Origin of the sequence: Paludibacterium purpuratum (assembly GCF_004363805.1) — a bacterium.
GTDB classification, from domain to species: Bacteria; Pseudomonadota; Gammaproteobacteria; order Burkholderiales; family Chromobacteriaceae; genus Paludibacterium; species Paludibacterium purpuratum.
In genome coordinates this window covers 76,177-95,852 of record NZ_SNZP01000001.1, presented here as the reverse complement: position 1 = coordinate 95,852, position 19,676 = coordinate 76,177, and the positions used below count along the sequence as shown (strand labels likewise).

General features: G+C 61.7%; 17 protein-coding genes. 3 read left to right on the top strand and 14 right to left on the bottom strand.

Translation table 11 applies throughout. The annotated features are described in order from the left end of the window. Window positions 1-35: 35 nt before the first annotated feature. From lpdA to DFP86_RS00375, 10 genes are all read right to left on the bottom strand, one after another. The gene (gene lpdA, locus DFP86_RS00420; protein ID WP_133678024.1) at window positions 36-1,463 is read right to left on the bottom strand and encodes a dihydrolipoyl dehydrogenase; all 1,428 of its coding nucleotides are present in this window, start codon (window positions 1,461-1,463) and stop codon (window positions 36-38) included. Window positions 1,464-1,548: 85 nt separating this feature from the next. Further along, on the bottom strand, window positions 1,549-2,808 hold the full coding sequence (gene odhB, locus DFP86_RS00415) for a 2-oxoglutarate dehydrogenase complex dihydrolipoyllysine-residue succinyltransferase (protein ID WP_133678023.1): 1,260 nt from the start codon (window positions 2,806-2,808) through the stop codon (window positions 1,549-1,551). A 53-nt stretch (window positions 2,809-2,861) separates the two neighbouring features. Beyond that, window positions 2,862-5,690 (bottom strand): 2-oxoglutarate dehydrogenase E1 component, encoded by a 2,829-nt coding sequence (locus DFP86_RS00410; protein ID WP_133678022.1) that lies wholly within the window; start codon window positions 5,688-5,690, stop codon window positions 2,862-2,864. A gap of 161 nt (window positions 5,691-5,851) precedes the next feature. After that, window positions 5,852-7,141 carry a citrate synthase gene (gene gltA, locus DFP86_RS00405; RefSeq protein ID WP_133678021.1) on the bottom strand — a complete coding sequence of 430 codons (1,290 nt, stop codon included), beginning with the start codon at window positions 7,139-7,141 and terminating at the stop codon, window positions 5,852-5,854. 97 nt (window positions 7,142-7,238) lie between these two features. Continuing rightward, complete coding sequence (locus DFP86_RS00400; protein WP_133678020.1) at window positions 7,239-7,487, bottom strand: FAD assembly factor SdhE; 249 nt, start codon at window positions 7,485-7,487, stop codon at window positions 7,239-7,241. Further along, a complete protein-coding gene (locus DFP86_RS00395; protein WP_133678019.1) occupies window positions 7,484-8,188 on the bottom strand; it encodes a succinate dehydrogenase iron-sulfur subunit in 705 nt (234 codons plus the stop codon). The genes DFP86_RS00400 and DFP86_RS00395 overlap by 4 nt, the downstream gene beginning before the upstream one ends. A gap of 14 nt (window positions 8,189-8,202) precedes the next feature. Then, on the bottom strand, window positions 8,203-9,969 hold the full coding sequence (gene sdhA, locus DFP86_RS00390; protein WP_133678018.1) for a succinate dehydrogenase flavoprotein subunit: 1,767 nt from the start codon (window positions 9,967-9,969) through the stop codon (window positions 8,203-8,205). Next, window positions 9,969-10,313 carry a succinate dehydrogenase, hydrophobic membrane anchor protein gene (gene sdhD, locus DFP86_RS00385; protein ID WP_133678017.1) on the bottom strand — a complete coding sequence of 115 codons (345 nt, stop codon included), beginning with the start codon at window positions 10,311-10,313 and terminating at the stop codon, window positions 9,969-9,971. The genes sdhA and sdhD overlap by 1 nt, the downstream gene beginning before the upstream one ends. Then, window positions 10,307-10,681, bottom strand: a complete 375-nt coding sequence (sdhC, locus tag DFP86_RS00380) for a succinate dehydrogenase, cytochrome b556 subunit (protein ID WP_133678016.1) — start codon at window positions 10,679-10,681, stop codon at window positions 10,307-10,309. Before sdhC ends, sdhD begins: the two co-directional genes overlap by 7 nt. A gap of 172 nt (window positions 10,682-10,853) precedes the next feature. Next, on the bottom strand, window positions 10,854-11,585 hold the full coding sequence (locus DFP86_RS00375) for a GntR family transcriptional regulator (RefSeq protein ID WP_133678015.1): 732 nt from the start codon (window positions 11,583-11,585) through the stop codon (window positions 10,854-10,856). Between the two features lie 186 nt (window positions 11,586-11,771). Between DFP86_RS00375 and DFP86_RS00370 the strand changes: the two genes are divergently transcribed. The 3 genes from DFP86_RS00370 to lysS all read left to right on the top strand — a co-directional run bounded on the left by DFP86_RS00370 (window position 11,772) and on the right by lysS (window position 15,650). After that, entirely contained in the window at window positions 11,772-12,752 is a 981-nt protein-coding gene (locus DFP86_RS00370; protein WP_133678014.1) for a malate dehydrogenase, read from the top strand. A gap of 183 nt (window positions 12,753-12,935) precedes the next feature. Further along, window positions 12,936-14,040, top strand: a protein-coding gene (prfB, locus tag DFP86_RS00365; protein ID WP_133678316.1) for a peptide chain release factor 2 whose coding sequence is annotated in 2 segments (ribosomal slippage) — window positions 12,936-13,016 and window positions 13,018-14,040 — 1,104 coding nt in all. Because the reading frame shifts where the segments join, the coding sequence is not laid out codon by codon here. Between the two features lie 107 nt (window positions 14,041-14,147). Further along, entirely contained in the window at window positions 14,148-15,650 is a 1,503-nt protein-coding gene (gene lysS, locus DFP86_RS00360) for a lysine--tRNA ligase (protein WP_133678013.1), read from the top strand. 103 nt (window positions 15,651-15,753) lie between these two features. Here the strand turns inward: lysS and DFP86_RS00355 are convergent, their stop codons facing one another. From DFP86_RS00355 to DFP86_RS00340, 4 genes are read right to left on the bottom strand one after another with little or no spacing between them, the layout of a single operon-like run. Continuing rightward, a complete protein-coding gene (locus tag DFP86_RS00355) occupies window positions 15,754-16,821 on the bottom strand; it encodes an aKG-HExxH-type peptide beta-hydroxylase (protein ID WP_133678012.1) in 1,068 nt (355 codons plus the stop codon). Then, window positions 16,814-18,031, bottom strand: a complete 1,218-nt coding sequence (locus DFP86_RS00350) for an aKG-HExxH-type peptide beta-hydroxylase (protein WP_133678011.1) — start codon at window positions 18,029-18,031, stop codon at window positions 16,814-16,816. Before DFP86_RS00350 ends, DFP86_RS00355 begins: the two co-directional genes overlap by 8 nt. Beyond that, the gene (locus DFP86_RS00345; RefSeq protein WP_133678315.1) at window positions 18,028-19,200 is read right to left on the bottom strand and encodes a radical SAM protein; all 1,173 of its coding nucleotides are present in this window, start codon (window positions 19,198-19,200) and stop codon (window positions 18,028-18,030) included. The genes DFP86_RS00350 and DFP86_RS00345 overlap by 4 nt, the downstream gene beginning before the upstream one ends. Before the next feature lie 12 nt (window positions 19,201-19,212). After that, window positions 19,213-19,422: a hypothetical protein gene (locus DFP86_RS00340; RefSeq protein ID WP_133678010.1), complete on the bottom strand. Its 210-nt coding sequence runs from the start codon at window positions 19,420-19,422 to the stop codon at window positions 19,213-19,215. Window positions 19,423-19,676: the final 254 nt, after the last annotated feature.

Below are 19,676 nucleotides of genomic sequence, written 5' to 3'. Positions count from 1 at the left end.
CAAGGGCGGAAAGTCCCCGCCCGGTATTTCATTGGTCAACCGTGCAACGCACGCTTGTCGCAGGCCAGCGCCGCTTCGTGCACCACCTCGGACAAGCTCGGGTGCGCGTGCACGATGCGGGCGATATCCTCGCTCGCCGCTTTGAATTCCAGCGACAGCACGCCCTCGGTCACCAATTCGGATGCCATCGGCCCGATGACGTGCATGCCGAGGATGCGGTCGGTTTCGGCGTCGGCCAGAATCTTGACCGTGCCTTGCGCCTGCCCCATGCCAAGCGCACGACCGTTGGGAGCGAACGGCGCCGTGCCTTTCTTGTAGGCAATACCCGCGGCCTTGAGCTGCTCTTCGGTCTTGCCGACCCAGGCGATTTCCGGCGAGGTATAGATCACCCACGGGATCGAACCGAAATCGACGTGCGGCTTCTGGCCGGCAATGCGTTCGGCCACGGCCACGCCCTCTTCCATCGCTTTGTGCGCCAGCATCGGCCCGCGCACCACATCGCCGATGGCCCAGACGTTGGGCAGATTGGTGTGGCAGCTATCGTCGACCACGATGAAGCCGCGTTCGTCCACCTGCAGATTCACCGCTTCGGCGCCAAGGCCGTCGGTGTTCGGCACGCGGCCGATGGCGACGATCAGCTTGTCGACGGTCAGGCTTTCGCTCTTGCCGTCCTTTTCGTACTCGACGGTCACGGTCTTGCCGGTCTTGATGTTGCCGATCTTGACGCCGGTCTGGATGTTCAGCCCGGTGTCCTTGGTCAACGTGCGCAGCGCTTCGCGTGCGATCTGGGCATCCGCGGCGCCGAGGAAGGTCGGCAGTGCCTCCAGGATGGTGACCTCGCTACCCAAACGGGCCCAGACCGAGCCCATTTCCAGGCCGATCACACCGGCGCCGATCACGCCAAGACGCTTGGGCGTGGCGGCCATGGCCAGCGCGCCGGTGTTATCCAGCACGGTCTTGTTGTCGATTTCCACCCCCGGCAGCGGGCGCGGACGGGAACCGGTGGCGACGATCACATGGCTGGCGGAGACGGTCTCGACCTTGTCGCCGTCGCGCACTTCGATCTGCCACTTCTCGTCGGCACGGCCCTTCAAACTGCCCAGCCCGTGCAGGTTGGCGATCTTGTTTTTCTTAAACAGGAAGGCAACGCCGGCGGTCAGCTTCTGCACGATGCCATCCTTGCGCGCGACCATCTGCGCCGGGTCGAAGCTGGCGCCCTTGACGTTGATGCCATGCTCGGCGAAGCCATGGTTGAGCGCATGAAAGTGCTCGGACGACTGCAACAGCGCCTTGGAGGGGATGCAACCCACGTTCAGGCAGGTTCCGCCCAATGCCGGCTGGCCATCCGGTCCCTTGTAGGCATCGATGCATGCGGTCTTGAAACCGAGTTGCGCAGCGCGGATGGCGGCGATATAGCCGCCGGGGCCGGCGCCGATCACTACGACATCAAATTCCTGACTCATAAGTCTTCCTTGAAGGAGAAACGCAAATCGTGATGCGGGGCGCGGCGGGGGGATCGCCCCATGCCGCGCCCCGAGCCCGCGTCGATTACAGATCCAGGATCAGACGCGCGGGATCTTCCAGCAGATCCTTGATGGTTACCAGCGTCAGCACGGCTTCGCGACCGTCGATGATACGGTGGTCGTAGGACAGGGCCAGATACATCATCGGCCGCACCACCACCTGACCGTTCTCGACCACCGCACGCTCCTTGGTGGCATGCATGCCGAGGATCGCCGATTGCGGCGGGTTGATGATCGGGGTCGACATCATCGAGCCGAACGTACCGCCGTTGGTGACGGAGAAGGTACCGCCGGTCAGGTCTTCCAGCGCGAGCTTGCCGTCGCGGGCCTTGACCGCGAAATCGGCGATCTGGCGTTCGATCTCGGCGATGCTCAGTTGATCCGCATTGCGCAGAATCGGCACGACCAGACCGCGCGGGCTGCCGACGGCGATACCGATGTCGAAGTAGCCGTGATAGATGATGTCGTTGCCGTCGATCGAGGCATTGACCACCGGGAATTTCTTCAAGGCGGCCACGGCGGCCTTGACGAAGAACGACATGAAGCCCAGCTTGACGCCGTGCTCCTTCTCGAACTTTTCCTTGTACTTGTTGCGCAGATCCATGACCGGCTTCATGTTGACTTCGTTGAAGGTGGTCAGGATGGCGTTGGTTTGTTGCGACATCACCAAACGCTCGGCAACGCGTTGGCGCAGACGCGACATCGGTACGCGCTGTTCCGGCCGATCGGCCAACAGGCCCGCGACATTGACTGCCGGCGGGGTGCTTGCCAGCGCGGCGCCGCCGGCCGGTGCGCTCTTGGCCAACACCGGACCGGCCTGGGCCGGCGCAGCGGCCGGGACAACCGGCGCCTTGGCGGCGGCCTGCACGTCTTCCTTGAGGATACGGCCATCGCGGCCGCTACCGGCGACCTGGGACAGGTCGACACCGCTCTCCGCGGCGAGCTTGGCGGCCGACGGCATGGCGGCCCCACCCGGCGCCGCGGCGACAGCGGCGGGTGCTGCAGCAGAAGCCGCGGCCGGCGCCGCGGCGGCGACGCCTGCCACCGCTTCGGTATCGATCTGCGCCAGCAACTGGCCGGACACCACGGTCGCGCCATCGGCTTCGACGATCTTGACGATCACGCCGGCCTGAGGCGCCGGCAGCTCCAGCACGACCTTGTCGGTTTCCAGGTCGATCAGGTTTTCGTCGCGGTTGACGGACTCACCCACCTTCTTGTGCCAGGTCATCAGCGTGGCTTCGGAAACCGATTCCGGCAATTGCGGGACTTTGACTTCGATCAGCATCTTCTTCTCCATTGCGCGGGGGCGCAGCCCCGCGGGTTTTTTTGTCTCGTGCCTTACTTGGTAAGGGTCATGGCGTCATCGATAAAGGCCTTGAGCTGCGCGACATGCTTGCTCATGTAACCGACGGCAGGCGACGCGGAGGACGGACGACCGGCGAACGCCAGCGTCTGCTTGCCGATCAACAGCCCCTCCAGCCGGTGGCGAATCTGATACCAGGCCCCCTGGTTGCGCGGCTCTTCCTGTACCCAAAGTACTTCGCGCGCCGTGGAGTAGCGTGCCAGCTCGGCGGCGACTTGCTCGGTCGGGAACGGATAGAGCTGTTCGATGCGCACGATGGCGATGTCTTTGTCCAAGCCGCGGTCGCGGCGGGCGTTGAACAGGTCGTAATACACCTGCCCGGCGCACAGCAGCACGCGCTTGACCTTCTTCGGGTCGGCCACGGTGCTGTCGCCGATCACCGGGCGGAAACCGCCCGTGGTCAGCGACTCGATCGGGCTCATCGAATCCTTGTAGCGCAGCAGGCGCTTGGATAGGAAGATGATCAGCGGCTTGCGATACGGGCGCAGGATCTGGCGACGCAGCAGGTGGAACATCTGGCCGGCCTCGGACGGCATGATCACCTGGATGTTGTGCTCGGCGCACAGTTGCAGCCAGCGCTCCAGGCGGGCGGACGAGTGCTCCGGACCCTGACCGTCGTAGCCGTGCGGCAGAATCAGGCCCAGACCGCACAAGCGGCCCCACTTGGTCTCGCCCGAGGAAATGAATTGGTCGATGGCGACTTGCGCGCCGTTGGCGAAATCGCCGAACTGCGCCTCCCAGATCACCAGATCGTTCGGCGCCGAACAGGCATAGCCGTACTCGTAGGCCAACACCGCTTCTTCGTTGAGAATGGAGTCGATCACCAGGAAATTGCCCTGACCCTCGGCCATATTGCGCAACGGCACATAGGTGCCTTGATCCCAGCGCTCGCGGTTCTGATCGTGCAGCACCGAATGGCGGTGAGCGAAGGTGCCGCGACCGGAGTCCTCGCCGGACAGCCGCACCGAATAACCGTTGGTCACCAGCGACGCATAGGCCAGGGTTTCGGCCATGCCCCAGTCGACGTCCTGCTTGCCCTCGGCCATGGCGCGGCGCGCGTTGATCACCTTCTCGACTGTCGGATGCAGCTTGAAGCCTTCCGGTACCGAGGTGACCTTATCGGCCAGACGTTGCAGATCGGCCAACGGCAACGACGTGTCGGTCGGATGCGCCCAGTGGGTGCCGATGAAATGGCTCCAGTCGTTGGCATGCTCGCGCTTGTAGTTGGACAGCACGGTCTGTTCGACATGCTCGCCCTTGTCCAGCGCATCGCGATAAGCCTTGATCAGGCCATCGGCCTCGTCCTTGCCGATCACGCCGTCGGCGATCAGACGGTTGGCGTACAACGCGCGGGCGCCCTCGTGCTTGGCGATGCGCTTGTACATCATCGGCTGGGTCAGGAACGGATCGTCGCCCTCGTTATGGCCGAGCTTGCGATAGCAGACCATATCGATGACCACATCCTTCTTGAAGGCCATGCGGTAATCGAGCGCCAGCTGCGTCACGTAGCACACGGCTTCCGGATCGTCGCCGTTAACGTGGAAAATCGGCGCTTCGACCATCTTGGCCACGTCGGTGCAGTACAGCGTCGAGCGGACGTCGCGCGTATCCGAGGTGGTGAAGCCCACTTGGTTGTTGATCACCAGGTGGATCGTGCCGCCGGTGCCGTAGCCACGGGTCTGCGACAGGTTGAACGTACCTTGGTTGACGCCCAGGCCGGCAAACGCGGAGTCGCCGTGAATCAGCACCGGCACCGCCTGCTTGCGTTCGCTGTCGTTGCGATGCTCCTGGCGGGCACGCACCGAGCCCTCGACCACCGGATTGACGATTTCCAGGTGCGAGGGGTTGAACGCCAGCGAGACGTGCATCGGGCCCGACGGCGTCGGAATATCGCTGGAGAAACCCATATGGTATTTGACGTCGCCCGAAGCCAGGTCGGAGGTCTTCTTACCCTCGAACTCGGCGAACAGATCGCGCGGCAGCTTGCCCAGCGTATTGACCAGCACGTTCAGGCGGCCACGGTGGGCCATACCGATGATCAGTTCCTGCGTGCCGTGCTGGCCGGCATTCTGGATCAGGTGATCGAGCGCGACGATGGCGCTTTCGCCACCCTCGAGCGAGAAGCGCTTCTGGCCGACATACTTGGTGTGCAGATAGCGTTCCAGCGTCTCGGCGGCGGTGATCTGCTTGAGGATGCGCTTTTTGCGGGCGGCGTCGAAACGCGGCGTCGACAAATCGGCCTCGAAGCGATGCTGCAGCCAATGCTTTTCTTGCGAATCGGTCAAATGCATGTACTCGAAACCGATGCTGCCGCAGTAGGTCTGCTTCAGGCGCGCCAGAATCTCCGACAGCGGCAGGCGCTGCGGCCCAACCAACGAGCCGACGTTGAACTGCACCGCCATGTCGGCGTCGCCCAGGCCATGGTTGGCCGGATCGAGTTCAGGCGCCGCGTGCTGATCCATGCGCATCAGCGGATCCAGATTGGCCTGGCGTGCCCCCAACACGCGATAGGCCGAGATCAGCTTCAGTACGCCGACCTGCTTTTGCATCGACTCCCACTCGGCGACCGCGCTCTTGCCGCGCGCGGCCGACGGCTGTTTCGCCAGTTGGATGAACGATTCCTGGATCGGCAAGTGCGGCACATCGCGCTCGCTCGCGCCCGGCGCCTGGGCGAGCTTGTCGAAGTAGGCGCGCCACTGTTCGTCGATAGCGTTCGGATCGGCAAGATACTGTTCGTACAGCTCCTCGATGAACGGTGCATTCCCACCGAACAGGTAGGAATGACTGTACATGCTTTGCATCATGGTTCGGTCCTTTGTTTTGTCTTGGCTGCAGCGTGGTAAAAGCGTTATGGCGATGGCGGCGGCAAAACGCCGCGATCGACGTAAGACTCTTGGGGGGAGTGGGCGGGCATGTCGCATTGCCTGCGGCGAATGCGAGCTACGCCCAACTCCCTACCCTCCGTTTAGCGCTTGGTGACCGGCACGTAATCGCGACGCGGCGCACCGGTGTACAGCTGGCGCGGACGGCCGATCTTCTGTTGCGGGTCGGACAGCATTTCGTCCCAGTGGCTGATCCAGCCCACGGTGCGCGCCAACGCGAAGATCACGGTGAACATCGAAACCGGGATATTCAGCGCGGCCAGCACGATGCCGGAGTAGAAGTCGACGTTCGGATACAGCTTGCGCTCGACGAAGTACGGGTCGCTGAGCGCGATTTGTTCCAACTTCATCGCCAACTTGAACTTCGGATCGTCGTGCAAACCCAGTTCCTGCAGCACATCGTGGCAAGTCTCGCGCATGATGCTGGCGCGCGGATCCATGTTCTTGTACACGCGGTGGCCGAAGCCCATCAGGCGATAGCGCTTGTCCTTCACGCCCTGGATGAATTCTTCGATGTTGTCCTCGGAGCCGATCTCGTCCAGCATCTTCAGCACCGCTTCGTTGGCGCCGCCATGGGCCGGGCCCCACAGGCAGGCGATACCGGCGGCGACGCAGGCGAACGGGTTGGCGCCGGAGGAACCGGCCAGGCGCACGGTCGACGTGGAGGCGTTCTGCTCGTGGTCGGCATGCAGGATCAGAATACGATCCAGCGCGCGTACCAGCACCGGGTTCGGCTCGTACGGTTCGCACGGGGTGGCGAACATCATGTGCAGGAAGTTGGCGCTATAGGACAGGTTGTTGCGCGGATACATGAACGGCGCACCGATCGAGTAGCGGAAACACATGGCGGCGATCGTCGGGATCTTGGAGATCAGACGGAACTTGGCCACCTTGCGGTGATCGGGGTTGGAAATATCCAGGCTGTCCTGATAGAACGCGGACAGCGCGCCGACCACGCCGACCATCATCGCCATCGGGTGGGAGTCGCGGCGGAAGCCCTTGAAGAAGCTGGATAACTGCTCGTGCACCATGGTGTGGTGCATGATGGTGTAACTGAATTCTTCGCGCTGCTTGGCGGTCGGCAGTTCGCCGTTCATCAGCAAGTAGCAGCACTCCAGGTAGTCGGAATGTTCGGCCAACTGTTCGATCGGGTAGCCGCGATAGTAGAGCTGGCCCAGATCGCCATCGATGAAGGTGATCTTCGATTCGCAGCTCGCGGTGGCGAGAAACCCCGGGTCGAAGGTGAACATGCCGGTCTTGGCAAAGTTACGGATGTCGACGACGTCCGGCCCGAGCGAACCGGCCAGAACCGGCATCTCCAGCGTATCTTTGCCTTCGCTGTAAGTGAGCGTCACTTTACGGTTGGTTTCCACTAGCTTAACTCCCAGTTGTTATGGTGATTTTGTTTGCAGCCCCTCGGGTCTATCGACCCTAACCGCCCGCGCGAGCAGGCGGCTTTCCCCTCCCCGTTCAGACGGCGCGCAGCAGGCGCACGATCGCCATCAGCGCCGCATCGTCGAGATCGGCCTTGCCGTTGACGACGTCGAGAAAATCGTTGTCGTCAAGCTGAAGCAGACGGCGGTAGTCCGCCAGTTGGCCCTGATCGAGATCGTCGAAGCCGCTGGCGAGAAACCGCTCGAGCACGATATCGAGCTCCAGCAGTCCTCGCCGCGAGCGCCAACGAATCCGCTTCTTTTCGGTGGCATCGATCTCGCTCATACCGCGCGCTTCACCATCAAGTCCTTGATCTTGCCGATCGCACGGGTCGGATTCAGATGCTTCGGACACACATCGACGCAGTTCATGATGGTATGGCAGCGGAACAGGCGGTACGGGTCTTCCAGATTATCCAGGCGTTCGCTGGTGATCTCGTCACGCGTATCGGCGATGAAACGGTAGGCGGCCAATAGGCCCGCCGGGCCGACGAACTTGTCGGGGTTCCACCAGAACGACGGGCAGGACGTCGAACAGCAAGCACACAAGATGCACTCGTACAAACCATCCAGTTCCTTGCGGTCTTCCGGCGACTGCAAACGCTCGCGCTCGGGCGCCGGGGTGTTGTTGACCACATAAGGCTTGATCGAGTGGTATTGCTTGAAGAACTGGGTCATGTCGACGATCAGGTCGCGCACGATCGGCAGGCCCGGCAGCGGACGCAACGCGACCGGCTCGGACAGGCTCGCCACGTCGGTCAAGCAGGCGAGGCCGTTCTTGCCGTTGATGTTCATGCCGTCGGAACCGCAGATGCCTTCGCGGCAGGAGCGGCGGAACGACAGCGTGTCGTCCATCGCCTTCAGCTTGGTCAACACATCCAGAAGTTTGATGTCCTTCGGACCGATCTCCACCTCGTAGTCCTGCATGTAAGGCTTGGCATCGGTCTCCGGGTTGTAGCGGTAGATCGAAAAACGCATTTTCTTCATGTCTGGGCTCCGGGTCAGAAAGTCCGTTCTTTCGGCGGAATGTAATCCACCGACAGCGGCTTGGTGTGAACCGGCTTATAGCGCAAGCTGCGGTCGGAACCGAAGAACAGCGAGTGCTTCATCCAGTTATCGTCATCGCGCTTCGGATAATCGTCGTGCGCATGCGCACCGCGCGACTCCTTGCGCGCCTCGGCCGCCACCAGCGTGGCCACGGCGACTTCGACCAGGTTTTCCAGTTCCAGCGCTTCGACACGCGCAGTATTGAACACCTTGGACTTGTCCTTGATCTGCAACAGGCGGGCACGGTCGGCCACCTGGGCGATCTCGTCCACGCCCAGCTTGAGGTTGGCGTCGTTACGGAACACCCCGGCACGCGACTGCACCGTGCGTTGCATCGCGGCGCGCACATCGGCCACTTCCTCGCCGCCGGTCTGACCGTCGAGTCGCGCCACCCGGGCGAGCGACCGGTCGGCCGCATCCGCCGGCAGATCCTTCCAGGTCGGCATTTCCTCGCGGATGTACTTGATCATGCTGTCGCCGGCCGACTTGCCGAACACCACCAGATCCAACAAGGAATTGGTGCCCAGACGGTTGGCGCCGTGCACCGAGGCGCAGGCGCACTCGCCCGCGGCGTAGAAACCGTTGACGCGCACTTCCGGGTCGTCGCCCTTGGGCGCGACCACTTCGCCGCGATAGTTGGTCGGAATGCCGCCCATCATGTAATGACAGGTCGGGATGACCGGGATCGGCTCCTTGATCGGGTCGACGCCGGCGAACTTGATCGCGATTTCGCGGATACCCGGCAGACGCTGATTGATGATGTCCGGACCGAGGTGATCGAGCTTGAGCAGCACGTGATCCTTGTGCGGGCCGCAACCGCGGCCTTCCAGCACCTCGAGCTCCATCGAACGCGAGACGAAATCGCGCGGCGCCAGATCCTTGAGGTTCGGCGCATAGCGTTCCATGAAGCGTTCGCCGTTGGCGTTGAGCAGAATGCCGCCCTCGCCGCGCACGCCCTCGGTGATCAGCACGCCGGCGCCGGCCACGCCGGTCGGGTGGAACTGCCAGAATTCCATGTCTTCCAGCGGCAGCCCGGCACGCACGCACATGCCCAGGCCATCGCCGGTATTGATGAAGGCGTTGGTGGACGCGGCATAGATACGGCCGGCGCCGCCGGTGGCGAACAACACCGCCTTGGCGTGCAGCACATAGATCTCGCCGGTCTCCATTTCCAGCGCGGTCACGCCGACCACGTCGCCCTCGGCGTCGCGGATCAGATCCAGCGCCATCCATTCGACGAAGAACTGGGTATTGGCGCGCACATTGCGCTGGTACAGCGTGTGCAGCATGGCATGGCCGGTCCGGTCGGCTGCGGCGCAGGCGCGCTGTACCGGGGTCTTGCCGTTATGCTGCGTATGGCCGCCGAACGGCCGTTGATAGATCTTGCCGTTCTCCAAACGGTCGAACGGCATGCCGAAATGTTCCAGCTCCACCACGGCATCCGGCGCGGTGCGGCACATGAACTCGATGGCATCCTGGTCGCCCAGCCAGTCCGACCCTTTGACGGTGTCATACATATGCCACTGCCAGTGGTCTTCCTGGACATTGCCCAGCGAAGCGGAAATCCCGCCTTGCGCCGCCACGGTGTGCGAACGCGTCGGAAATACCTTGGAAAGCACGGCGGTCTTGAGACCGGCCTCGGACAGTTGCAGCGCAGCGCGCAAGCCGGCGCCACCGCCCCCCACAATCACTGCATCGAAACGACGAACGGGTACGCCCATTACAGCCCCCAGACTACCTTAACGGAATAGATGAAACAGGACACCAGCCACAGAATGGTCAGCACATGCAGCACAAGGCGCACGCCGACCGGTTTGACATAGTCCATCCAGATATCGCGCACGCCCACCCAGGCATGCAGCAAGAGCGCCAGCAACGTGACCTGGGTCAAGAGACGCACCCAGGAACAAGCGAACAACGCCTTCCAGCCGGCAAAACCCGACGGCATCACCAGCAGGAACAACACCAGCGCCAGGGTATAGGCCAACATGATCACGGCGGTGGCGCGCTGGACCAGCCAGTCGCGCAAGCCGTAGTGGGCTCCGACAACAATACGATTCACCATACCGCCACCCCCAGGATCAAGGTCAGCACCAGGCTGACGACCAGCACGGTCTTAGCGGTCGCGCGCGCGGTGGCCAGTTCGAGCCCCTTGTGCATATCGAGAAACAGGAAACGAATGCCCGCCATCGCGTGATGCAGAAATGCCCATAGCACGCCGATCAGAACCAGCTTGACGAGCGGATGGGCGATGACGGAACGGAAGGCATCGAAGGATTCGGCCGAGCTCAGCGAACCCTGGAGGAGGTAAATCAGGACCGGCAAGAACAGGAACAGCGCCACGCCGCTGACCCGATGCAAGATCGAGACAATGCCGGGCACCGGAAGCCTGATTTTGGCCAGGTCCAGATGCTTGGGTCTTTGCTTCTGCATTTGGTTTTCCACTTTGTTGAGCAATATATATCGACGGTTCCCGACCTGCGGGACCGCCCGAGCCGTCGACTCTTGTTGTGCGGTCGACTCTGGCTTCGTGCTTGGCCATACACCGGTCGAAACCGGAATATGACCGATGAATTCTATCAAAAGCGGACGCTTGCCGTCCGAATCATGGCTGCCGGCCAGTGGTAAAAGCGAGCGAATCGGTCAGACAAATCCGCTGCCGCCACTCCAACGGCTCGCCCTCCATGGTCGCCGACACCCGCAACTGCGACAGCACCGGCTGGTCGGGCGCCACGCCCAGCATGGCCGCGTCCTCGCGCCCGAGCATGACCGCACGCAGTTGCTCGCCCGTCACGCGGAGCCGCACGCCGAAACGCCGCTGCAGCGTCACATAAACGCCGCCGCCACATTGGCGGATCGAGCGCGCATCCAGGCCGTCGAACGGCTCGGCCGGCAGATAGGCATCGTCAAGCGCCACCGCCAGACCGGAGAGCCGCCACAACTGCCGAACCCGGATCACCGGCGCGCCGCGTCTGAGCCCCAGCACCTGGGCCACCTCGTCCGGCGCATTGCCGCGCGAACAGCCCAAAAGCTCCAGCACCAGCTCGTCCGGCTTTTCGTTCAATAGCCCCGGCGTCACCAGATAGCCCGCACCCCAGTCGCTGGCCACCTCGGCCACGAAAGTACCGCGCCCCTGGCGCCGGTACAGCACGCCCTGCGTCACCAACTCGCCCAGCGCCTTGCGCACGGTGCCCTGGCTGACATCGAGCTCGGCCGCGAGCTCCCACTCGCTGGGCAGCGCCTGATTGGCCTGCCATTCGCCATCGACGATACGCCGGATCAAAACCGACTTGATTTGTGCATAAAGCGGCAGACGCCGCAGCGTGTTTCTCATCATCCCCGTCTTTTTATCACCAAACAAATCAAGCGTAAAGACCAGTCTTATATAAGACATAAGTTTCAGACAAAGACATTTACCAAAGTAGGACATTTCCAAACACATCGCGAATTCTGCGTGCTACACTCAGTCATCCTGACGCAATCGCAGCAACAAAACGGACACAACAAAAGGAGAGTCAGTCATATGAAAGCCCCCGTACGTGTAGCCGTAACCGGCGCTGCCGGCCAGATCGGTTACAGCCTGCTGTTCCGCATCGCCAGCGGCGAAATGCTCGGCAAAGATCAGCCTGTCATCCTGCAACTGCTCGACCTCCCGCAAGCGCAAACCGCGGTTAAGGGCGTAATGATGGAATTGGAAGACTGCGCCTTCCCGCTGTTGGCCGGCATGGTCGCCACCGACGACCCGAACGTGGCGTTCAAGGATGCCCAGGTCGCCATCCTGGTCGGCGCCCGCCCGCGCTCGAAGGGCATGGAACGCAAGGATCTGCTCGAAGCCAACGGCGCCATCTTCACCGTGCAGGGCAAGGCGCTGAACGACCATGCCGACCGCAAAGTGAAGGTGCTGGTGGTCGGCAACCCGGCCAACACCAACGCCTACATCGCCATGAAGAGCGCGCCGGATCTGAATCCACGTCAATTCACCGCAATGTTGCGTCTTGACCACAACCGGGCGCTGTCGCAGATCGCCGCCAAGGCCGGCAAGCCGGTGGCCGCCATCCGCCAATTGGCGGTATGGGGCAACCACTCGCCGACCATGTACGCCGACTACCGCTTCGCCACCATCGACGGTCAGAACGTCAAGAGCCTGATCAACGACGAAGCCTGGAACCGCGACGTGTTCCTGCCGACCGTGGGCAAACGCGGCGCCGCCATCATCGAAGCACGCGGTCTGTCCTCCGCCGCATCGGCCGCCAACGCCGCCATCGACCACATCCACGACTGGTGGCATGGCACCAACGGCGAATGGGTGACCATGGGCATACCGTCCGACGGTTCCTACGGCATCCCGGAAGGCCTGATGTACGGTTTCCCGGTGGTGTGCGAGAATGGCGACTACAAGATCGTGCAAGGTCTTGCCATTGACGAATTCAGCCGCGAACGGATGACCCTGACCCAGAACGAACTGGAAGAAGAACGCGCAGCGATTCTTCCCCTGCTGGGCTGAACGCTCCATCCGTCTGCCTGACGTAGCGGCAGCCGACCAAAGCGCACCCCTCGGGTGCGCTTTGCATTTGCAGCCAAGGCCTGCCGACCGATTTGTTAAAAGGACGCCGCGCCAGCGAAACCTCAACATGAGGAGCACGCGCTCCTAGGTTTTTCTCGATATTTTTTTGGAGTAGTAGACATGATCGAAGCCGAGGTACTGAACCAGATCGCCGCCCAAATGGAGGACCTGGCCAGCCGATTGACCGATATTCGGGGGTATCTTTGACTACGCTGGTAAAAAAGACCGGCTGGAAGAAGTGGTTCGCCTGACCGAAGATCCGGAAGTCTGGAACGATCCCAAACGCGCCCAGGACTTGGGCCGCGAACGCAAGCAACTTGAAGACGTCGTCGTCACGCTGGAGTCGCTCGACGCCGGCATCGGCGACAGCCGTGACCTGTTCGACATGGCGCGCGACGAAGGCGACGACGACACCGTTCTGGCCGTACAGGCCGACCTGGTCGACATCGAGACACGCCTGGCGCAACTCGAATTCCGCCGCATGTTCAACGACCCGATGGATCCGCGCCCCTGCTTCCTCGACATCCAGGCCGGCGCGGGCGGCACCGAGGCGCAGGACTGGGCCGGCATGCTGCTGCGCATGTACACCCGCTACGCCGAGCGCAAGGGTTTCAAGGTCGACGTACTGGAAGAGTCCGAAGGCGAAGTCGCAGGCATTACCAGCGCAACGCTGAAGATCGAGGGCGACTACGCCTACGGCCTGTTGCGCACCGAGGTCGGCGTGCACCGTTTGGTTCGTGTTTCGCCCTTCGATTCCAATGCCCGCCGGCACACATCGTTCTCGTCGGTATTCGTCTACCCCGAGGTCGACGACTCGATCGAAATCGACATCAATCCGGCCGATCTCAGAATCGATACCTACCGCGCTTCCGGCGCGGGCGGTCAGCACATCAACAAAACCGACTCCGCGGTTCGTATTACCCACAACCCAACGGGCATTGTGGTACAGTGTCAGAACGACCGATCTCAGCATCGCAACCGCGACGAAGCCATGCAGATGCTGCGTGCCAAGCTATATGAGCTTGAGCTTAAAAAGCGCAATGCCGCCAAGCAGGCACTCGAAGACAGTAAAACCGACGTGGGCTGGGGGCATCAAATTCGCTCCTACGTTTTCGACCAGTCTCGTATCAAAGATCTGCGTACTGGCCATGAAGTCGGCAACATCAAAGCCGTGATGGACGGCGACCTCGACGATTTCATCGAGGCCAGCCTGAAGCAAGGCGTTTAAAAGCCGGGGATGGTCCCCGGCCGTAGTAAGGGAAACCCGCTGCCCGACGCACACTACCCCACGCGCGCCGACGACGGTTTCCCCATTCAGTAGCTAATGGAGCTTTTATGTCTGAACACGAACAAACATCTGCGATTCAGGACGAAAACCAAATCATGGCGGAGCGCCGCCTGAAGCTGAAAGCCATCCGCGAAAAAGGCGTCGCTTATCCGAACGATTACAAACGCAATGCGTTTGCCAAAGATCTGCAGGATAAATACGCCGGTAAACCGGGTGACGCGCTGGAAGCCGAAAAGATCGAGGTCGCCGTCGCTGGTCGTATGATGCTTAAACGTGTCATGGGCAAGGCTTCGTTCGCCACGCTGCAGGATTTCACCGGCGCGATCCAGATCTTCGTCGCCAGCGACGACATCCCGGCCGAAGCCTACGACGACTTCAAGCGTTGGGATATGGGCGACATCCTCGGGGTCAAGGGCACGCTGTTCATCACCAAGACCGGCGAGCTGACCGTGCGCGCAAGCGAAGTGCGTCTGTTGTCGAAGGCCATCCGCCCGCTGCCGGACAAGTTCCACGGCCTGGCCGACCAAGAGCAGAAATACCGCCAGCGCTATGTCGACCTGGTGATGCACGAAGAGTCGCGTAGCGTCTTCATGAAGCGCTCGCAAATCATCCAAGGCATCCGCCAGGTGATGATCGGCGAACGCTACCTGGAAGTGGAAACCCCGATGATGCACCCGATCCCGGGTGGCGCTTCGGCGCGTCCGTTCAAGACGCACCACAACGCGCTCGACATGCCGCTGTTCCTGCGTATCGCGCCGGAACTGTATCTGAAGCGGCTGGTGGTCGGCGGCTTCGAACGCGTGTTCGAAATCAACCGCAACTTCCGCAACGAGGGGATGAGCACTCGCCACAACCCCGAGTTCACCATGATGGAGTTCTACGAGGCCTATTCGGATTACCATCGCATGATGGAATTGACCGAAAGGATCATCCAGGACGGCGCCATGCGTGTCTGCGGTTCGTTGCAGATTCCGTACCAGGGAAAAACCGTCGACCTGTCGAACTTCGACCGGCTGACCATCGTGCAGGCAATCAAGAAGTACAACCCGCAGTACACCGACGCGCAGCTGAACGATGCCGCGTGGGTGGCCGCGGAGATCCAGCGCCTCGGCGGCAAGCTACCGCCGGCCAAGGGCTTGGGTAGCCTGCACCTGGCACTGTTCGAAGAGTGCGCCGAAGGCCAACTGTGGAATCCGACCTTCATCATCGACTACCCGGTGGAAGTGTCGCCCTTGGCGCGCGCCTCGGATAAACACCAAGGCATCACCGAACGCTTCGAGCTGTTCTGCGTGGGTCGCGAACTGGCCAACGGTTACTCCGAGTTGAACGACCCGGAAGACCAGGCCGATCGCTTCATGCAACAGGTCAAGCAGATGGAAAGCGGCGACGACGAAGCCATGCATTACGACGCCGACTACGTGCGCGCGCTGGAATACGGCCTGGCGCCGACCGGCGGTTGCGGTATCGGCATCGACCGTCTGGTCATGCTACTGACCGACTCGGCCTCGATCCGCGACGTCATCCTCTTCCCGCACATGCGCCCCGAGTAATACCTCGACGCAAGCCTACGAGAGCACAAAACCGCGCAACCCAAGGGTTGCGCGGTTTTTTTTGTCCGTGGCGAACCTCGCGTGGACAACCGGCGATCCGATGCTATCCCGGGGGTTCGGCCAACATACGAGCCTCGGCGGCCAATAGCAGATCCAGATAGGCCGGCGCGATCCACCCACGGTGTGCGATAAGCCCCTCGGAGACCGGCCGGTGGCAAAACCCCACGCGCGCGCGCTCTGCGAGCTGCGCCACCCGCGGCGCCGGCCCGAAGCCGCTGACGGCGGCAAGGCGCCACAAGTGGAACAAGCCGTACCACACCATGCATGCCTGCAAATAAGACGGCAACGCGATGGTCGCGCCCGTCCATGGCGATTGGATCGTTACCGTCCACGCTCGAGCAGACTGAAAAGGCGCGCAGGACTCTTCGTAGCGATAGAGTAGGCAGTGAATCGCCTCGTGAACCAAGGCATCCATCAAGGCGGGAGCATCCGCCTCGGCAAGATGTGCATTGGTGATACGCACCAGGCCGACGTAGTGACTGAAGGTACTGGAAAATAGCCCGCGCGGCGTTTCGGGTTCGCAGCGCAGTGCCAGCACCTCGATGCAAGTCGTCACCAAGGCCGCCAACGACGGCGACAGATGCTGCAATGCCGCCATCGCATCGCTGAGCTGGTCCAGTACCGCTTCGCGCTCCGGAGAGGCATGGCAGACCGTGCGCCACTGACCGTCTTCGTCCGGAAAGGTTTGCCTGCCATCCAGATCCAGAGCCAGTGCGTCAGCTAGCAAGGTGACGCGGCGCGCGCAAGGCAACACGGCCGAGTCGCAAGCGGCGGTGTCCAAATCGCCCAACTCTTCGAGCAAGAAACCGGCCAAGCGTGTGCCGCCTCGCCAAACGTCCTCGTTGTCGTCGTGCCGATAAAGTAATCGTGCGACCTGCGGTGTGCGTAAGAAACGCTGGCAGCGCGCCGGGGACAATGCTTGCAGCGCCTGGAAGATGCAGCCGTCGTCGACGCTTTGTTCACATAAATACTGGACACGCTGCCACAAAAACACGTCATAGGCCGCCTGCCAAGGGCGCCATGCTTGCGGCGGCGCCTCCCATGCCAGCAGATGAAGTAAATGCTCCAGTGCCACCGTCGTCGGCGCTTCGCCGGCCAGAGCATTAACCATCGATGGCCGCCACGGCGTGGACGCGTTGGTGTAACGGCTCGAATAGCGCACGCCCGTAGGCGGTGAGCGCCGGATTGTCGCAAAGCGGCGCAGCCAATACGCCGACATCGGCTTCCATCCGTTCCGCGGTATGCCACCATCCCGTCGTCCCCGTCATGGCCAAACCGTTCTGACGGAAGTCGCGGTACATCAATAGGATATTGGCGAACGCATGATACGCGATCAGTACCCGCGCCAATGGCCGCTCGCGCGCGACGGCCGGCGAATAATAAAGCTGACGGTCGCTACCGTCGTCGACTCGTCCGACGCGCCCAACGACATGGTAGTACTGGTGCGACGCCTCATGAACCAGCATCTCGGCCATCGTCGCCACATCCGTTGTATGCGACAACAGGATGATGCCAGGCGCTTCGGACCAAGTGCTGCTGCGCGTGCGGGTTTCCTTGCATTGGCAAATCACCGCGCCGCGAATCACCCGCTCGACCCAGATCAGATAATCCGGTGCATAACGGGCAAGCAAGTCGAGTGCGCGCGCCAGCGTGTCGGCCATGCCGGCATCGGGTTCGGGATAGCCGACAATGCTGCCGAACTGATCCTCCAAGGTCAGTTGGCCGCGAATGGCAAACTCCGGCAGCAGCAGGATCGACTGATGGATCCCCACTCGCAGCAACGCTTCGGGCTGATCGCATTGCCAGCCGTGCTCGTCGGCGTAAAAACTCAGCGTGCTCGGCGCCCCGCGCGCAAAATCGACAAACGATACGCTCGCCTGCCCGCCGTCGCTCACAACCGAAACCTCCCCTTCCACCGGCAGCAGCCAGTTTCCCCAGCGCATCATACCCGCTTCACTCAAGCTGCCGCGCCAATCGCCGGGGAGGCCATGGGAAGTCAGGTGCAAGGCGAGGTGCAGCGCCACATCCCCCGCATCGACCTCATCGGTCTCCAGCGCCCACTGCACACGGCCGAATGCCATATCCCATGCCAGGCCGGCATCCAGACTGCCGCACTGCGAACGCTGCCGCCAGCGCTCGATCAGGGGAATCACACCAACGCTTCTTTCCGCCAGCAGTGCCGCACGGCGTTGCAGGAACATGTCCACCACCGCCTGGGCATGAAATAACACCACCGCTTCGAATAGCACCGGATCGAAAGCGATTTTCGGGCAGGCGAACTGACGATAACGGGGATCGATCGCATCATTGTGCATAGTCATTCAGCCAGACTGGCTGTCCAAAGGCTAGTGGTCGGATCGCTGAGCAGCGTCGGCGGCAGATCCCGGCGGATGACCGAGAGCATGCGTTCGGACAGGGCATACAAAGCGTGGCAGTAAATCGACGGGTGGTCGAACCCGGCGCCATCGAAGCGATGCGGCAAGTAACCGCCGCCGCAACTGGCGAAATGCGGACAGGCTTGGCATTGTGCGCAGGGCTGCTGGATTTGCGCCAAGCGGTAAACCGAGGCATGCAGATCGAGCGGATGCTGGAAGATGTCCAACTTGTCGTTGGCGTACTCGCCCCGGCAGATGCGCACCACATCGCTGACGCCGATCGAACCATCCGATTCGACCACGCACAGCCGGCGCAGATCGCCGCCCAGCGCATCCAGCGGCGACTTGATGCCCATGAAGCCCATCATCATCATCTCGAACAGACGAATTTGCGGTGCCGCGCTCCCCATGGCATACCAAGCTTCGAACGCTTCCAGCAAAAAGCGCCGGTACGGTTCGACGCCGCGCCATCCTTGCGGGTAGTTGACGTAATTGCCGTCCGGCAGCAGAAACTCGAAAGCATCGAAGCCGTTGTCGACGAACCAGTGCACTAGCTTGCCGCCATCGAGGTCGGGATTGACCACGCACAGGATACTGCCCATCAGCCGGTTGAAATCCGGTCCGGCGGCACGCAGAGCGCGAATCTTATCCAGCAGCTTCTGCGTCGACCCCTGCCCGTTGCGCATGATGCGAAAGCGGTCGGCCACTTCCGGCGGACCATCCAGGCTGATACCGAAAGAGATGCCATTGCGGTCGAACAGCTCAAGCCATTCCGGATCCAGCAACAAGCCGTTGGTCTGTAGGATCAGCCGCAACCTGACCGGCGCGCAGCGCTGGCGCAACATGTCGATCAGCCGTTGCATGCGCTTTTTGCCCAGAAGCAGAGGCTCGCCGCCATGCAACTCCACCACGAAAGCGTCCAGCCCGTACTGTGCGCAATGCGCGACAATGCGTTCGGCCAGTTTGGCGACCACGACATCGGAAATGAGCGCCGGACGCGACTTCCACGAGTCGTCGCCACGGTTGTATACATAACAATAGGTGCAGTTGAGATTGCAACGCTGTGCGACCTTCAGCACGATCCAGTCCAGCGCCGGAGAGCCCCCCCGAGCCATGGCGTTCACGATTCAGCCTCCGCGCGCGACGTTGGTGACCTGCTGCTGAATCGTCGGGTTGCCGCCGGAGCGAGAGTGCCCGCTACCGTGTCGATCGTAACCATCCGCCAGCGTGGCCGGATTCATGGCGCGTGTCGTCAGTTGTTGCAGCACTGCGTTGTGGATTTGCTTCAGATCTTCATTGCTGGCATTGGTGAGATCCACTGCGGGTTTGGTTGTCATGATGAGAACCCTTTATCACAAGAAAACAACGTGGAGGGAAACCGTCCAAGCGAGAACGGTTCTCAAACACTATGTCAAAAAATTATGTGCGGCAAACCATGCAAACCGTATCGCTTTACCAGTAGCAAAAATCAAAAAACAATACTAAAAACATATATTTATACGACAGCCCATAACAACGAACCTGACCATGTAGGCACGGCGATAGGGTGCGGTCGCGAAGCATCGCACTTAACGTGCGATGGCCTGGTGGA

Coding starts and splice junctions, on each gene's coding strand:
- DFP86_RS00400 (WP_133678020.1), bottom strand. CDS start 7,487: ATGAGCGAGATCGATGCCACCGAAAAGAAGCGGATTCGTTGGCGCTCG.
- DFP86_RS00395 (WP_133678019.1), bottom strand. CDS start 8,188: ATGAAGAAAATGCGTTTTTCGATCTACCGCTACAACCCGGAGACCGAT.
- odhB (WP_133678023.1), bottom strand. CDS start 2,808: ATGCTGATCGAAGTCAAAGTCCCGCAATTGCCGGAATCGGTTTCCGAA.
- sdhA (WP_133678018.1), bottom strand. CDS start 9,969: ATGGGCGTACCCGTTCGTCGTTTCGATGCAGTGATTGTGGGGGGCGGT.
- DFP86_RS00345 (WP_133678315.1), bottom strand. CDS start 19,200: ATGGCTCGGGGGGGCTCTCCGGCGCTGGACTGGATCGTGCTGAAGGTC.
- lpdA (WP_133678024.1), bottom strand. CDS start 1,463: ATGAGTCAGGAATTTGATGTCGTAGTGATCGGCGCCGGCCCCGGCGGC.
- DFP86_RS00355 (WP_133678012.1), bottom strand. CDS start 16,821: ATGGTTAATGCTCTGGCCGGCGAAGCGCCGACGACGGTGGCACTGGAG.
- DFP86_RS00350 (WP_133678011.1), bottom strand. CDS start 18,031: ATGACTATGCACAATGATGCGATCGATCCCCGTTATCGTCAGTTCGCC.
- DFP86_RS00340 (WP_133678010.1), bottom strand. CDS start 19,422: ATGACAACCAAACCCGCAGTGGATCTCACCAATGCCAGCAATGAAGAT.
- sdhD (WP_133678017.1), bottom strand. CDS start 10,313: ATGGTGAATCGTATTGTTGTCGGAGCCCACTACGGCTTGCGCGACTGG.
- sdhC (WP_133678016.1), bottom strand. CDS start 10,681: ATGCAGAAGCAAAGACCCAAGCATCTGGACCTGGCCAAAATCAGGCTT.
- DFP86_RS00410 (WP_133678022.1), bottom strand. CDS start 5,690: ATGATGCAAAGCATGTACAGTCATTCCTACCTGTTCGGTGGGAATGCA.
- DFP86_RS00370 (WP_133678014.1), top strand. CDS start 11,772: ATGAAAGCCCCCGTACGTGTAGCCGTAACCGGCGCTGCCGGCCAGATC.
- lysS (WP_133678013.1), top strand. CDS start 14,148: ATGTCTGAACACGAACAAACATCTGCGATTCAGGACGAAAACCAAATC.
- DFP86_RS00375 (WP_133678015.1), bottom strand. CDS start 11,585: ATGATGAGAAACACGCTGCGGCGTCTGCCGCTTTATGCACAAATCAAG.